Source organism: Faecalicatena contorta, from assembly GCF_022835095.1.
GTDB lineage: Bacteria > Bacillota > Clostridia > Lachnospirales > Lachnospiraceae > Faecalicatena > Faecalicatena contorta.
Genome location: NZ_BQNQ01000001.1, coordinates 4,476,753 through 4,491,196, shown reverse-complemented (window position 1 = coordinate 4,491,196; position 14,444 = coordinate 4,476,753). Strand labels below are relative to the sequence as shown.

The following is a 14,444-nucleotide window of genomic DNA, read 5'->3' as shown; positions in this document are numbered from 1 at the left end:
TCGCTGGAATGCAACTGACGGATCGGGTATAGTTGAGGCAGAAAAAAGAAAGGAAGGAAACAAACATGGAAATATCAGAAAAAGTTTTACAGTTAAGAAAAGCAAATAATCTGACGCAGGAGGAGCTCGCAGAAAAACTAAATGTATCGAGACAATCTGTCTCTAAATGGGAATCAGGACAGACGATTCCGGAGTTGGAAAAACTGATAGCTCTCAGTGAGGTTTTTCAAGTTACAACAGACTATCTGCTGAAACCCTCTGAATTGGATGAGCTATCGATAAAGACTGAGATACTGGAGAAGAAGCAGCAGGAGCTGGAGCTGGAAAGTAAGAAGAGAAGGGATTCACAGATCTGCATATTTAGCTGTGCCGGTGTCTATCTGACAGCAATCGCGGCGGTGATATTACTTCATAATATATCCCAGGTGAATGATTATTTATGGAATATTCTTCCGGGGATTACATTACCGTTAATTGTTTTCCTGATTGCCACGGCAATTTCCGGCTGGATTTGTGTCAGATATAAAAAAAGAGTCTGATATAGCAGATGTCAGGATTGTTTATGTATAAATTATATATGTCTTTTTGACTATCTTTTTATATCTTCCTAAATGTCCGCAAAGCCTTATTTTATCGGCTCTACGGGCATTTTGCTTTTGTGGTAAACCTCGCATATCTAGGTCTATTTTCTTATATTTTCCCTGTCAATCGTGGTTAAAATCGTGGTAAATACTTCTATGCGATTAGACGCTGAACCTCTGATTTTGCGGTATCTATGGACGCATGAGCGTACCAGTTCATTGTGATACTAATGTTTGAATGTCCCATGATATACTGTAAATCTTTTGGGTTCATGTTCTTGCTTGCCAGTCTTGTGCAGAATGTATGGCGTAGCGTATGCGGTGTGATATGTGGCAAGGGATTGTCCTTGTGGTGCTTGTTATATTTCTTTACCATACGGACAAATAAGGCGTTGTAATCAATCGCAACTTTGGGCTTGCCTTTATGATTGACAAATAAGAAATTGCTCTGTCCGTCTATCACAAATGGTTCTGCCTTTGGGCGTTTCTTCATAACTCGTTGAAATGCCTGTATTGTTTCTCTACTTAATGGCACTTGTCTTATTCCGCTTTTCGTCTTAGGCGTTTCAATATAATAGCCCTGTTCCTTGCTCTTTAGTAACTGGTGGTCGATAATTACAACTTCATTCTTGAAATCAATATCAGCTACTGTCAGTCCGCACAGTTCCGAGATACGAAGTCCAGTCTTTAACAGTATCAGCACATCATCATAATGCTTGTGATACACATTGTCTGTCTTGATAAATGAGAGTAAGGCTTGTTCCTGTTCCTCTGTCAATGCGACTTTCTCTTTGGTATCATTTTCTAGGACTTCACTTAACTTGAAATCAAAGGGATTTTTCCTTACGCAATCGTCTTGTATGGCGATATAGAATGACGCTTTTAACGAGCGTTTATGGTTGTTAATGGTATTGTAGGAAAAGCCTTTGTCTTTCATGCGTAACGCCCATTCTTTAGCGTCAGAGGGCTTGATTGTATCAATACTCCTAGCACCTAACTTGTCCTCTTTCAATAACCGCATGAGTTGTTCCCGTTGTTTCTGTGTGCTTTTCTTCACATTTGCCCTTTGTGCGTTCTGTTTGGCATAAAGTTGGCAAAGCGTCATTTTCTTGCCTGTGCTGTCGATACCGTCCTCAATATCTCGTCTTATCTGCTGTTCCAGTTCTCGAAGTGAGGGTTTTTCCCGTTTTCCCTTTGGTGTCGGGTCTGTGGGTGTCAATCTCCAAGCATACACATATTTTGTGTTTCCAAATGCGTCTACATATTTATATAAGTATTTCCCGTCTGTTCGTTGGCTCTCTCCAGTATGCAGGATACGACCTTTGTTATCCCGTCTTTTTTCTTTCATGGTGTCTGCTCCTTTCCTTGTTGGAAAGAGCCTTGATATGACTTGTGTTCATCATAACACATACAAGGCTCATTTGCATTAGATTGCGTTCAATTTGTCAATGACCTGTTCAAATTGTCGGCGTTTAATCTGTATGCGGTTGCCATTCATAATGAACCAGCCAGCGTCCTTGTTTTCCTCTGCCAATCGTCTTAACTTGTTTTCTCCGATACGGAAATACCTTGACGCTTCTTCAATGGTAAGGGTGTATTTTTCCCATACAGGAATATCGTTGTTATTCATCAGATACCCCCTTTCCCATGTTTCGTGTCATACTGGATATAGGGAATAAGGTCGGTGCGGTTTATCCTCTGTAAATGAGCGGTTAATTTACTGGAAAGGGAATTGCTGTATCTTGCCTTATCAAGCATAGTTCCCACTTTTTCCAGTCCACCTAATGCGTCATGTTCTTCCAAGAAGTAAAAACTTTTGACAGCGGAAATCACGCCACCCTCTGTGAGCCATTGCTGTGTTTCTTCAAGGGAATTTTGCTGTTTTGGTACTTGCAGTTTTAAGACTTCCACAGCCCCTAAAAAGCGTTCCCAAAACCGACAAGTTTTCCACCTGCTCTTATTACTTTCGTTTCTGTTTGGTACGACAAAGCGTAGGTTGTTTGCCAATAGCCCGAAAGCCAGTTCTCCAAGTTCCAGCGGTCTGTCATTGAATGTCATGGCAAAAGCATGAGCCTTATCATCACGCAGTTGCATTTCTGTCCGTTTCCAACTGCCGACTTCCTCAAGCGTCTTATTATGTTTTGAACAGACTTCCTTATCCTTATCATAAAAGCGATAGGACAATCCCGATTTTCCAGCACCGATATAAACAGTCTTTGCGGTGTCGAAATCATCAAACTTGCTTTCGTCAAAGTGGTAGCCCTCACTATTAGAAATAAATTCCTCTTTTTCGCATTTCTTCTTTATCTGCTCTATGGTAAAGAATGGCTTTTCGTTCTTATCATCAATGGCAATATCAAGTCTTGTGAAATGGAAGTTATCCAGTCCGTATCTTCGCTCACAGCGTCGGAACATATCACCAAAGGTATAATTCCTACTGTCGAGAATACGGAAAATATCATCACACCCTCTGCCAGTCATAACAAGATAACAGCCTAACCCTTGTGGGTTATCCTCTGTTTTTCTTGCGTCCCCCGATACATAAATATCTCCAATCTGCCAGCGTGCTTGATAGGTTTTGTATTTAATGCTTGCCGGATAGACATTGAAAATATCAGTCGGTAAACCTAAAATGTGCATGATTACATCTTCAGCGGTTGCAGTATCAAATACAATGCTGATGTAATCAATCTTAACGGATAAATTTTTGTGTGTAGTTATAGTGCATTTCTCCTTTCGTACTTCCCGTTTTTTTGCGGAGTAAAAATCGTGTTTTTTCCTTTATTTATCACAGTTTCTAGGTACTATGACATGTATGCGCAGGGCGGTGTTACATATACGCCCTTTACGAACGCCTAAAGGCGTTCCCTTTCCAAAAGGAACTGTCTGTCCGAACACGTCTGGGGGACGTGCCCCGTCCAGCCAGCCCCTTTTGGAAACCACTATTTTCGGTCTGACAGTCCATGCTTATTCATGCTATCAAAGTGAAAATATATCTTCTCTATGCTTACTCAAGCGTGTGATTGACCCTAGCGTGCTTAATCACTCCATCTGATACGATAATAACGCCATTAGAATTACTTGTCAAGAAGTTTTTGTTGACTTTTGGATATATATTAAGTATGATATGCTTATAAATGCCAAGAGAAGCAACGAAAGGAGCGGTTATACTAAGTTATGGAGCATTATGAAAAGAAAATCAGTTTCTTAGGAGAAAACATACAGACCATAAGAAAACACAGAGGAATGAAACAACAGGAACTTGCGGACAAAATCGGTATCAATATGCAGAGCCTTTCCAAGATTGAACGTGGTGTGAATTATCCTACCTTTGATACATTAGAGAAGATAATGGACGTGCTGGGTGTAACGCCCAATGAATTATTGTCGGGAGAATGGAAGTATATCGACCATACCGAGCCATATATTATGGATATTATCAAACGGGAACAGGACTTCAATGTTTCCTTAGATTATCTGTCTGAAAATGAATTTTTCGATGATGAAAACGAATACAAATTTTACATGGAAACCATATTGATTAGGTACATCAGCAATTATCTTTCTAATGAGGTTGTAGAAGTGGAAGAACTTATGGAAATCAAACAGTTGATACAGCGTCAAAAAATAGAACGCATGATGAAAGTACATAAGGAAATGCGAGGTTTAGACCGATACAGAGAACAACCGAAAGAGTATAAATATCACAACCCTTATGATGACTGGATATTCCGTCAACTTGCAGATGTAGATAACAGAAAAAACATTCCTAATACTTCTCCACAAGTAGACTTTAACGAGGGAGATTATGAAGATTATCTAAAGGCGAAATGGAACAGAGGTCTTTAATTTCCTCTTGAATGGAAGATACAGCAAACAAAAAGCCCAGTAAAGAGTGCAAAGCACCACCATTGGTGGCAAGGCTCTTGACAGGGCTTTTTCTTTTCTGTGGTGGGTAATCAAGAGGAAGAAAGAAAAAGTGTGTATGTTCAATGCAGAAAATATTCAAAGGGTATGCTGATTTTTATTGTGGCGGATATATGGAACTGTTATAATATGGGTATGAAAAAAGCGACAAATTGGAATTTTTGAAAGAACAGTATTATTCATATTAAGAGGAGGCGAAATGATGAATGGACAAATGTTTCAAATTGCATCTATTGTAGCGACGAGCAAAAAAGCGTTGCAATTATCAGAACCAATTAGATTTTCTCAATTAGAATATGAGAATAAAATTGAATTTATCTTTTTACCTCAAAAGAAATTTTTAAGGACAGAAAAATATACCGCTTCTAATGTTTCATTGTGGTTTGAACAAATAAAGAAAAATGGGATACAGGATATAAAGTTGCTATGTCCATATTCAGTAAAGGATAGACAATTTTTAGGATTTTCAAATACAACAGAAAGTTCCATTTTGTGTTTTTACAAAAGCGGAAAAGTAACATACTTTACTGCTGATTGGCAATTTGACTCTATGCAAAAAAAATGGAATATTCTATATTCAGAGCATGAGTGGACTAATCCACCATCAAAAAAACCATATTTTGAGAATAACATTAACTCATTTCGAGATGTATTATTATCGATTAAAGAATTGGCTAAAAAAATTGAGTGTGAAAATTTTGCTAATATTTTTACTTCTGCTATAAACCTTTTAGATGGCTATAGCGAATATCCAGATGAAAAGTATGGTTTGAGTTTACCACCAATTCCACAGCAAAATCTTCAAATGTTCGAAGCTGCAAGTATTTCGGATGTTTTTGGAGCAATGGGTTCGTGGAATGATAGCCCAGCATATATGGCTCACAAAAAAGGGTTATCTGAAGAATACGAAACTCTATCTTCTGAGTTGTTAAAAAATGTAAGACTTGCTATTTTGTATGCCATAAATGAATGGTAAGATTATAAGCCTATATTTCATATGTGTAAATTAGAATTTATAAAGGAGAATATTGATGAAACTATTTTTATGTTCGCACTTTTCAAGTGTGGGAAGTCTGATAAAGGAAGAAATTGAAAATAAGAAAGTCGCATTTATTCCAACAGCTTCACTGCGTGAAGGCTACATCGGTTATGTCGGCTCGGCTCGAAAATTATTCAAAAAGTTGGGAGCAATCGTAACTGAAATTGATATTTCAACGGAGGCTTATTCAACGATACAGTCTGTTTTTGAAGAAGCAGATGTGATATATTTTACCGGCGGAAATTCTTTCTTTCTTATGGACCAGCTCCGTAAAACGGGAGCTGATGGGCTACTGAAAAAGGAATTGGCAAATGGAAAATTGATGATCGGCGAGTCGGCAGGCGCAATTATATGCGCTCCAAGCATCCAATATATCGAGCAAATGGATGAAAAGCCAGAGGACTACTCACAAGAAGATGATGCAGGGCTTGATTTGATTGATTTCTATGTTCTTCCGCATTATCTTACAGCACCATTTAAGAAAGTTACCGAGAAAATAATGACTGAGTTTTCGGATTTGAATCTATGCCCAATTAACAACCGTCAGGGAATTGTAATTGATGGTGAAGGTTCAAAGGTTATTTGCAAAGACTAATTTGAAAATTCAAGTTTGTAGAACTGTATTAAATCATAAAATCACATTGGGGGGTGGCAATTATGCGATATAAAAAAATTGTATTGAGTATTATAGCAAGTGTGCTTTGTCTGGGACTATTAAATGGTTGTAGTTGCTATTCGCATGATTTTAACTCTAGTGAAGAAGCACAAAAATATATCTTATCCAAATTAAAGGGCAAATACAATGAAGAATTTATCATTACAGAAGTAAAGGAGTACAAAGAAGAAAAAATAGGATTAAACTGGATTAGGGCAAATGTTTCTAGTAAAGAAAATTCTTCTCAAATTGCTACTGTATATGCACGAAATACTGGATTTTTTGAGGATAGTTATCATGTTTATTACTATTCTGATGAAATAGAAGAACTTGCAACTCCTTTATTTCAAGATAAACCTTTTATAAGAAATTATCAACTTGAAGTACAAGGGCATACAACAACGACAGAATGGAATGGTAAGGAAAGTGTAGAAGAATATCTGAAAAAAAGAGAGTATGAAATAGAAACAAGTATATATCTTAATGAGGGAAAAACGGACGAGGAATATGCAGAAGAAATTTCCTATATCATGCAGGAAATTATAGAAAGTGATTTGGTTTTTAATATTTCAGTATATACAAATGATGATAACATTATTTTCTATTCTCTACCAGAACAGCACAGTCAACCAGATGTAGAAGCGATTTTAGAAAAAATGGAAGATGTTAAAAGACAACAAGAAACAAAAAAAGATTATAAGGAATGGAAAAAACAAAATCAAAATAATGAAACAAATTCTGATTGAATGTTGTAATAGGAGTGATTAGACAATGAAATTTTTTCTTTATTTTTTAACAATAGCATTTGGTATAGTATGTTTTGTAATTATGAAAAAGAAACGCTATAAAGTCATGCCACTTATCTGTTTGATTATGTTTATTTGTTTCATTGGCTTTGGAATTATTTCCTTAGTATATTCATTTGTTCCATATGGGGAGATATTTGTGATGCCATTAGGATCTATTGTCTTTGGTTTGATATCTATTTTGGTTGGAGTAAATGATTTGTATTCTTTATTGTGTTGTAGAAAAAAAGTGGACGGCGTGTATTGTGGCTACAACACATATTATGGTGGCAATGGTATTTCTACACAAGCTCCAGTATTTGAATATACATATAACGGAACATATTATCGTGAGCAAACAACACAGAATATATCTCATAAACGATTAAATAAGGGTATGACGCAAGGAAAAATGTATAGCATATATATTGACCCAAAACACCCAGCAGTATTTGTTCTGACTAAAAGAATTAGAATAGGAACAATAGTCGCAATAATATTAGGGTTATTTCTATTTACTGGTGGAATTGATTTCTTCTTGCCTATGCTATCGGGTCGGTAGGAGACACCTTGTTGGTAAATTGTCTGATAACTTCATATCCCTACATACAAAGCAGTTAGTCTTATGATTGACTGCTTTTTAAAAAGACACCATTTAGGTGTAATGATGTCTTTTGGGTGTTATTTTATAGTCATATCAAGGCTCATTCAATCGTGGTAAATTAGTGGTAAAATGAATGGTTTTCTATACTCCAAAATGCTTGAAAGTATAGTGGTTATGCGAATAATCCAAAATTAGATATAAAAATTGATCGAAATAATTAAGTTATATCCGCAAGGCTGTTGCCGCTTTTTGCCGCAACAGCCTTTTTACAAAAATACTGAAAAAAGCTGTAACGAAAATCATTTCACAGGCACTTATAGGCAAGGAGGTGGAACATGAATGATATGGAGCAGATTTATAAGAAGTATATGCCGCAGGTATATAAATTTCTGTTCAGTCTCTGTCATAATGCGCATTTGACCGAAGAACTGACACAGGAAACCTTCTATCAGGCCATGAAAACCATTGATGATTTCCGGGGAGACTGTAAGCTGTATGTGTGGCTGTGCCAGATCGCCAAACATCTCTGGTATAAGGAGCTGAAAAAGAAAGAACGGGAGAAGCCGGCAGAAATAACGGAAGAAACTGCGTCTTTAGATCACGGACCGGAAACCGCGGCCATTCAAAAAGCAGAAGTTTTGGAACTGTATAAAAGACTGCATACATTGGAAGAGCCATTGAGGGAAGTGATGTATCTGCGGTTAAACGGAAACTTTTCTTTTAAAGAGATCGGAGAGATCCTGGGCAGGGATGAAAACTGGGCCAGAGTTACATTTTACCGTGGCAAGCAGAGGATAAGAAAGGAGCTTTATTATGAAATGTGAAATGATTCGGGATTTATTACCGTTATATATTGACGGTCTGACAAGCGAAGAGAGTAATAAGGAGATTGATAAACATCTGAAAACCTGCAGAGAGTGCAGAGAATACTATCGGGAAATGACAGGGGAAATCAGCGAAGCCGTGCCTATAAGCGAGGAAGAGATCCAAGATGTAGAACTGATAAAAAAAATAAAAAGGCAGAGACGAAAAAGGATACTGGGGGTGGTATGTGGTGCGGTTTTGGTTTTAGCAATGCTTACAGCTCTGCTGCTGCCGAGATTTTACAGCCACGTAAAATTTGATGAGGTAAAATTAAACTATGGAACCAGGGGGAACATAGCATATATAGAGCTGGAAACGAAACCAGGTTACGAAATATATTTTACGGGGACAACGAAAGAAAATGAGTCATATTTAAAAGTCTTATCAATTCGGAAAATCGGTGGTACAGAAAAAGACATAAGCGGTTGGGAAGATGAAATTGGCACGAAAGAAGATCCCTGTAAATGGACAATTGAATTTGAAGACAAAATCGTAGTTTTTGAAAATGGTGAACTGGTAGAGCAAAAGGACAAATAATTAAAAAATAATCTATTTCGCCAGTCAAATTTTATACATGAGGATTTGGAAATCTTTAAATCCGTGTTATAATGATAGAAAACGCTGTATTTATTTCAGAAAACAAAGGAAGACAAGGCCCCTGACAACGAGGAGAGAGGAGTTATACGATGTCGGATCATTTTAAAAATATAGAAAAAGTTCAGGAGCTTCTGCAAGGGGCCCAGACCGGTTTGTGGGCAATTGAGCTGGACGAGGGAAAGCCGCCCAGGATGTATGCCGACAGAGCCATGCTGGAGCTTTTGGGGTTTGAACGGGAACCGTCACCAGAGGAGTGTTATGATGTATGGTTCGGTCGGATTGACTCCGGATATTACCCCATGGTTTACGACGCAGTGGAGCGGATTAGCGCCAACGAGAGGGCGGAGGTACAGTACCCGTGGCTTCATCCCGTGTGGGGGCAGGTCTATGTGCGCTGCGGAGGGGTCAGGGACTGGAGTTATAAGGACGGCGTCTGCCTCATAGGATACCATCAGAACATTACGAATACGGTGATGCTGAAGCAGGAGTATGATACAGTGATCCGCACGCTCAATGAAAACTACAGGGGAATCTATCTGTGTAACATCATAGATAAAACTTATAAATCCGTACACATGAATCAGCTGGATATCCATTCCGATGTCCTCCCAGATTATGAAGGTTTTTTCCGCCGCTATGCCGAGGAGGAGGTGGCGCAGCAGAGCCGGGAGCTCTTTATGAATGCCGTTGCCGCCGATTCCATTCATGGAAAATTGTCGGAGGACGGAGCAGGACCCGAGGCATTTTACCAGAACAAAGAAGGGAAATGGTGCAGGGTCCGGGTACTGCTGCTCAAAGGATATACTGCGGAATATCCCTGGGTACTTGTGACTCTGGAGGATCAGGCCGGAGAAGTGGAAAAACGGCTGAATGAGGCGGTATCCCAGGAGGCAGTGTCCCGGATGTACCGCTTGGTTGTCAGTGTGGACTTAAAGAAAACGGAGTATCATTGTGTTCACTATTCGGGAGAGCAGCTGCAGCTTTCAAAGCAGGGGAGTTTTACAGAATTATACGGGCAGATAGCGCAGAAAATGCCATCCGAAGACCGGCGGGAGCTGAACCATATTTTCCGTATAGAAAACTATCGCAAATATGGAACTCTGGAAGGGACGTTTCGTATGTTTGATCCCCAGGGAGTCCTGCATTATTATGCTTATTATTCGGCCTGTATACGCAGAGACTTTGAGGAGCGTATTTTGATGACGGTGAGAAATGTGGATGACAGACAGGAACAGCAGCGAAGGGAGGCTGTGCTGGCTAATCTCTGCAGCTGCTACTATTCTATTTATCTCTTTGATCTGGAACAGAACACAGAGGAAGCAATCTGGCAGGAGGATATCATCCGGAAGAAAGAGTTCCCAAAAGGCAGAATGGATTTCTACTATGATAAATTTGTGCAGAACTATGTCTGTCCGGAAGACCGGGAGAAGATGAAGAGGGCCGGAGACAAAGCGTTTCTTCAGAAGACTCTGTCGGAAGAACATCCGGTCTATGACATAGATTTCCGCAGAATCTATCCGGATGGAACAAAATGGGTGCGCTCCCGTTTTAGTATTGCGGAGATCCGGGACGGAGAAGTAACGAAGGTCGTGTTTGCAAATATGGGCATTCATGAGCAGAAGCTTCAGGAGATCAGGGAAGAGGAGCTGAACCGGCAGGCACTTATGGCGGCATATGAAAAGGCAAAGAATGCGAATGAGGCAAAGAGCAGCTTTCTGGCACAGATGTCACATGACATCAGGACCCCGATGAATGCGATCATGGGAATGACATCTATAGCGTATGGACAGCTGGAGCATCCGGATAAGGTAAAAGACTGCCTGGACAAGATAGGTTCCGCAAGCAGACATCTGCTGGAGCTGATCAATAAGATTCTGGATATGGCAAAGATCGAGAAGGGGAGTCTGGAGCTGGAGGAGGCCCCTTTTATTCTCAGCAGTATGCTGAGTGAGCTTGTATCTATTATGCGTGGGGAAGCGCAGGCAAAGAACCAGGAGGTGCGGCTTGAGATATCGGATTTGGTTCACGATAATCTGATCGGGGATGCGGGGAGGCTCAGCCAGGTTCTGATGAACCTAATCAGCAATTCGGTGAAATATACCCCAGAGCACGGGAAAATACATATCACGCTGCGGGAGGTATCTTCAGGAACTCCGGGAGCCGGTAGCTTTGTCTTTACGGTGGAAGATAATGGCATTGGAATGTCCCCGGATTTCGTGGAACGCATCTTTATTCCCTTTAACCGTGAAGACGATGTGAGGGCACGTAACATACAGGGAACCGGGCTCGGGATGCCGATTGCGAAGGAAATTATAAATGCGATGCGGGGAAATATCCAGGTAGAGAGCCAAAAAGGAAAGGGAAGCCGCTTTGTTGTTACACTTACGCTGAAGACAGCGGGATCGGAAAAGAACGCACGGAAAGCTGACCGGGAGGAAGCCGCCTGGGGCTCTAAGACAGAGGATCAGGTTCCGCCCGGTACGCTGTGGGGACAACGGATCATGCTGGTGGAGGATAATGAACTGAACATGGAGATTGCCAAAACAATACTGGAAGAATCCGGTATGGCAGTAGACTGCGCAGAAAATGGAGAGAAGGCCCTCCAAATGTTCGTGCGTTCGGAGCCGGGTACCTACCAGGCGATCCTCATGGATCTGCAGATGCCGGTTATGGATGGATATACGGCGGCCAGAGAGATCAGGAAGAGCCGCCATCCTCAGGCGGCGGGGATCCCGATCATAGCACTGACAGCCAATGCATTTGCAGAGGATATCGCAAAGGCACAGACAGCCGGGATGGACGATCATATCCCGAAGCCGATTGATTTCAGCAGGCTTCTCGGGGTACTGCAAAGGTATGCCGGACGGGAGCAAAATTGATTTGCTGTCAGGGGCTGAGATTGTAATAGCAAAGATAAGGAGGGGAACCATGCTTGCGGATAATCTCGTTAATCTATTGGATTCACTGACTGAGACAAGTATCTATGTAATAGAAGAAGAGACACATAAATTGTTATATTTTAATCAGCGGTGCCGGGATACTGGGCGGGGCAAAGCTGCATTGGGGGCAAGATGTCATGACGTATGGCCTGAAGTGTGTGCGAATTGTCCGCTCGATGGTCTGGGAGACAGTGGGACGAACCATATTGTCTGTTATGATCCTCTGCTTAAAACTACAGTGGATGCAACTGCAAGCCGGATCCTTTGGGATGGAGGTATCAACGCAGTAGTAGTAACGGCTGCGCCGCACCGTTTGAACTTCGAGGAGGAGCAGGGGCTGGAGAAAATTGAACGGATGTATGCTCAGAGCCTTGTAACAGTCTTCGACGAATGTATCATTGCCAACCTGACGGCTGACTATTATGTCAACTGCCAGAAAGATATGATGTGGACCAGTATCCCGGAACAGGGAAGCTTTGGTAAGGAAAACTACAGATACGCCAAAGCCGTGATGCATCCGGATGATTTGCAGACTTTCAATGATCATTTTTCCAGAGATGCTATGCTAAGGCGTTTCGGGCAGGGAAAAAAGCAGATATCAAAGCGGCTTCGCAGGAAGGTTAGTGGGGGGATCTATCATATGGTGGAATTTACCGCTGCTAAGATCCATAAAATTGGAGAAGAAGAGTGCTGGTGCGTCCTGGTCTTCCGTGACGTGCAAGACGAATACCTGCTGGAGCAGCAAAGAGAGCTGGAAAACAGCCAGCTGGCGACCGCTGCCCAGATCGCCTATCAGATGCTGATATCGGTCAACCTGACGCAGAATACTTACCACATGCTGGAGTATGATAGAAATATGGTTCAAAAACCGGGAGAGGCCGGCTGTTTTAACGATCTGATTGAGCGGGAGCTCTCCACGGTTCATCCGGACTATCGGGAGGAGTTTTTCGGGAAATTTTCAAGGCAGTCTCTGATCGAAGTTTATTCACATGGGGAACGGATTGTGACGATGGAGGTGCCCCATCTTGGGGAGGATGGTGAGTACCACTGGTTCTTTACTCAGGTAGTGAGAGTGGAGAGCCCTTATACAGATGATTTGATCGAAATCACTCTCTCCAGAAATATTGACGAGGAACGCCGTGTGCAGAGAGAGATGCTGGAAAAGGAACGGAGGGCCAAACAGCTGCTGGAAGATGCACTTGAGAAGGTGGAAAAGGCCAGTCAGGCCAAGAGCGATTTCCTCTCCAGGATGAGCCATGATATACGCACTCCGATGAATGCGATTCTTGGTATAACTGAACTAGCACGGCTTCATCCCGGGGAGGAAGAAAAACTGCAGGATTATCTGGAAAAGATAGACACCTCGGGGCAGCATCTGCTTAGTCTGATTAATGAGGTTCTGGACGTAAGCAAGATTGAAAGCGGTGCGGCTCAGTTGGAAGAACATCCGTTTGATCTGCGGTCTCTGATGGAGGAGGCGGCGGAGATGATCCGCCTTCCACTGGAGCGCAGACAGCAGGAGTTTGAACTTTGGATCGATCCAGAGCTGCATTCACAGGTGATCGGTGATGCAAGAAGAATAAAGCAGGTGTTGGTCAACATTCTTGAGAATGCCTCTAAATATACCAATAGAGGGAAGAAGATAACTTTTTCCCTGGAAGAGCTAAAAAAACAAGAGCAGCAGGCAGGTACCTATCGTTTTACAATAGAAGATGCTGGTGTAGGAATGACACCCGAGTATCTTCAGCATATTTTTGAACCATTCAGCAGGGCCGATGACAGCCGGACCAGTAAGGTTCCCGGAACCGGACTTGGTATGACTATTGTGAAGAGCCTGGTCGATATGATGAACGGTGATATCCAGGTGGAGAGCGAGTATGGGAAGGGCTCCCGCTTTGTCATTTCCCTATGTCTGAGTAAATGCGTTGTTCCGGTAACCGCCTTACAGGAAGAGCAGCCCCAATCCGAAGAATTATTTGCAGGTCTGCGGGTTTTGCTGGTGGAAGATAATGAGCTTAATATGCAGATTGCGGCGGAGATGCTGGCAGTTCTGGGCGTGCAGGTGGAGACGGCCGGGGATGGACAGCAGGCTGTAGACGCCGTGCTTACAAAGCCCCCCTTCTACTTTGACTTGGTTTTTATGGATATTCAGATGCCGGTAATGAATGGCTACGATGCGGTACGCAGAATACGGAGTTCCGGAAAAGAATGCATTGATGAACTGCCGATCATTGCAATGACGGCCAATGCATATGCCGAAGATGTAAAGCAGGCACAGATGGCAGGGATGAGCGGTCATATCGCGAAGCCTATTTCCATAGAACATCTAAAGAATGCACTCGCCAATTGTCTGGCCTGGCAGCAGAAAAATGGCAGGGCGGAATCAGATAAGATTCCCAGGAATCATTAAAGAAGAAAATGCACAGGAGGAGAAAGCATATGTGCGGAGGAAT

At 41.8% G+C, this 14,444-nt stretch carries 13 protein-coding genes; 10 read left to right on the top strand and 3 right to left on the bottom strand.

The features are described 5' to 3' along the window. Nucleotides 1–65: 65 nt before the first annotated feature. Nucleotides 66–539 carry a helix-turn-helix domain-containing protein gene (locus MWG26_RS20075; RefSeq protein ID WP_025655859.1) on the top strand — a complete coding sequence of 158 codons (474 nt, stop codon included), beginning with the start codon at nucleotides 66–68 and terminating at the stop codon, nucleotides 537–539. Nucleotides 540–735: 196 nt separating this feature from the next. Here MWG26_RS20075 and MWG26_RS20070 read toward each other — a convergent pair whose 3' ends face one another. The 3 genes from MWG26_RS20070 to MWG26_RS20060 all read right to left on the bottom strand — a co-directional run bounded on the left by MWG26_RS20070 (nucleotide 736) and on the right by MWG26_RS20060 (nucleotide 3,272). Next, nucleotides 736–1,929, bottom strand: a complete 1,194-nt coding sequence (locus MWG26_RS20070; protein ID WP_009587548.1) for a site-specific integrase — start codon at nucleotides 1,927–1,929, stop codon at nucleotides 736–738. A gap of 78 nt (nucleotides 1,930–2,007) precedes the next feature. Continuing rightward, complete coding sequence (locus tag MWG26_RS20065) at nucleotides 2,008–2,211, bottom strand: excisionase (RefSeq protein ID WP_015527885.1); 204 nt, start codon at nucleotides 2,209–2,211, stop codon at nucleotides 2,008–2,010. Continuing rightward, nucleotides 2,211–3,272 carry a replication initiation factor domain-containing protein gene (locus MWG26_RS20060; RefSeq protein ID WP_276519072.1) on the bottom strand — a complete coding sequence of 354 codons (1,062 nt, stop codon included), beginning with the start codon at nucleotides 3,270–3,272 and terminating at the stop codon, nucleotides 2,211–2,213. Before MWG26_RS20060 ends, MWG26_RS20065 begins: the two co-directional genes overlap by 1 nt. 486 nt (nucleotides 3,273–3,758) lie before the next feature. Between MWG26_RS20060 and MWG26_RS20055 the strand changes: the two genes are divergently transcribed. The 9 genes from MWG26_RS20055 to MWG26_RS20015 all read left to right on the top strand — a co-directional run bounded on the left by MWG26_RS20055 (nucleotide 3,759) and on the right by MWG26_RS20015 (nucleotide 14,401). Further along, on the top strand, nucleotides 3,759–4,430 hold the full coding sequence (locus tag MWG26_RS20055) for a helix-turn-helix domain-containing protein (RefSeq protein WP_009587591.1): 672 nt from the start codon (nucleotides 3,759–3,761) through the stop codon (nucleotides 4,428–4,430). Between the two features lie 280 nt (nucleotides 4,431–4,710). Continuing rightward, nucleotides 4,711–5,484 carry a hypothetical protein gene (locus tag MWG26_RS20050; RefSeq protein ID WP_025655408.1) on the top strand — a complete coding sequence of 258 codons (774 nt, stop codon included), beginning with the start codon at nucleotides 4,711–4,713 and terminating at the stop codon, nucleotides 5,482–5,484. A 55-nt stretch (nucleotides 5,485–5,539) separates the two neighbouring features. Next, nucleotides 5,540–6,142 carry a Type 1 glutamine amidotransferase-like domain-containing protein gene (locus tag MWG26_RS20045; protein ID WP_009587616.1) on the top strand — a complete coding sequence of 201 codons (603 nt, stop codon included), beginning with the start codon at nucleotides 5,540–5,542 and terminating at the stop codon, nucleotides 6,140–6,142. 62 nt (nucleotides 6,143–6,204) lie between these two features. Beyond that, nucleotides 6,205–6,948 (top strand): hypothetical protein, encoded by a 744-nt coding sequence (locus MWG26_RS20040; RefSeq protein WP_009587569.1) that lies wholly within the window; start codon nucleotides 6,205–6,207, stop codon nucleotides 6,946–6,948. A gap of 25 nt (nucleotides 6,949–6,973) precedes the next feature. Continuing rightward, nucleotides 6,974–7,549: a hypothetical protein gene (locus tag MWG26_RS20035; protein ID WP_010775384.1), complete on the top strand. Its 576-nt coding sequence runs from the start codon at nucleotides 6,974–6,976 to the stop codon at nucleotides 7,547–7,549. Nucleotides 7,550–7,926: 377 nt separating this feature from the next. After that, nucleotides 7,927–8,415, top strand: coding sequence for an RNA polymerase sigma factor (locus tag MWG26_RS20030; protein WP_025655860.1), 489 nt, complete (start codon nucleotides 7,927–7,929; stop codon nucleotides 8,413–8,415). Next, on the top strand, nucleotides 8,405–8,992 hold the full coding sequence (locus tag MWG26_RS20025) for a zf-HC2 domain-containing protein (protein WP_117440585.1): 588 nt from the start codon (nucleotides 8,405–8,407) through the stop codon (nucleotides 8,990–8,992). The genes MWG26_RS20030 and MWG26_RS20025 overlap by 11 nt, the downstream gene beginning before the upstream one ends. A gap of 149 nt (nucleotides 8,993–9,141) precedes the next feature. After that, nucleotides 9,142–11,931 carry a hybrid sensor histidine kinase/response regulator gene (locus MWG26_RS20020; RefSeq protein ID WP_025655863.1) on the top strand — a complete coding sequence of 930 codons (2,790 nt, stop codon included), beginning with the start codon at nucleotides 9,142–9,144 and terminating at the stop codon, nucleotides 11,929–11,931. Between the two features lie 49 nt (nucleotides 11,932–11,980). Next, complete coding sequence (locus tag MWG26_RS20015) at nucleotides 11,981–14,401, top strand: ATP-binding protein (RefSeq protein WP_025655864.1); 2,421 nt, start codon at nucleotides 11,981–11,983, stop codon at nucleotides 14,399–14,401. The last annotated feature ends 43 nt before the right edge of the window (nucleotides 14,402–14,444 follow it).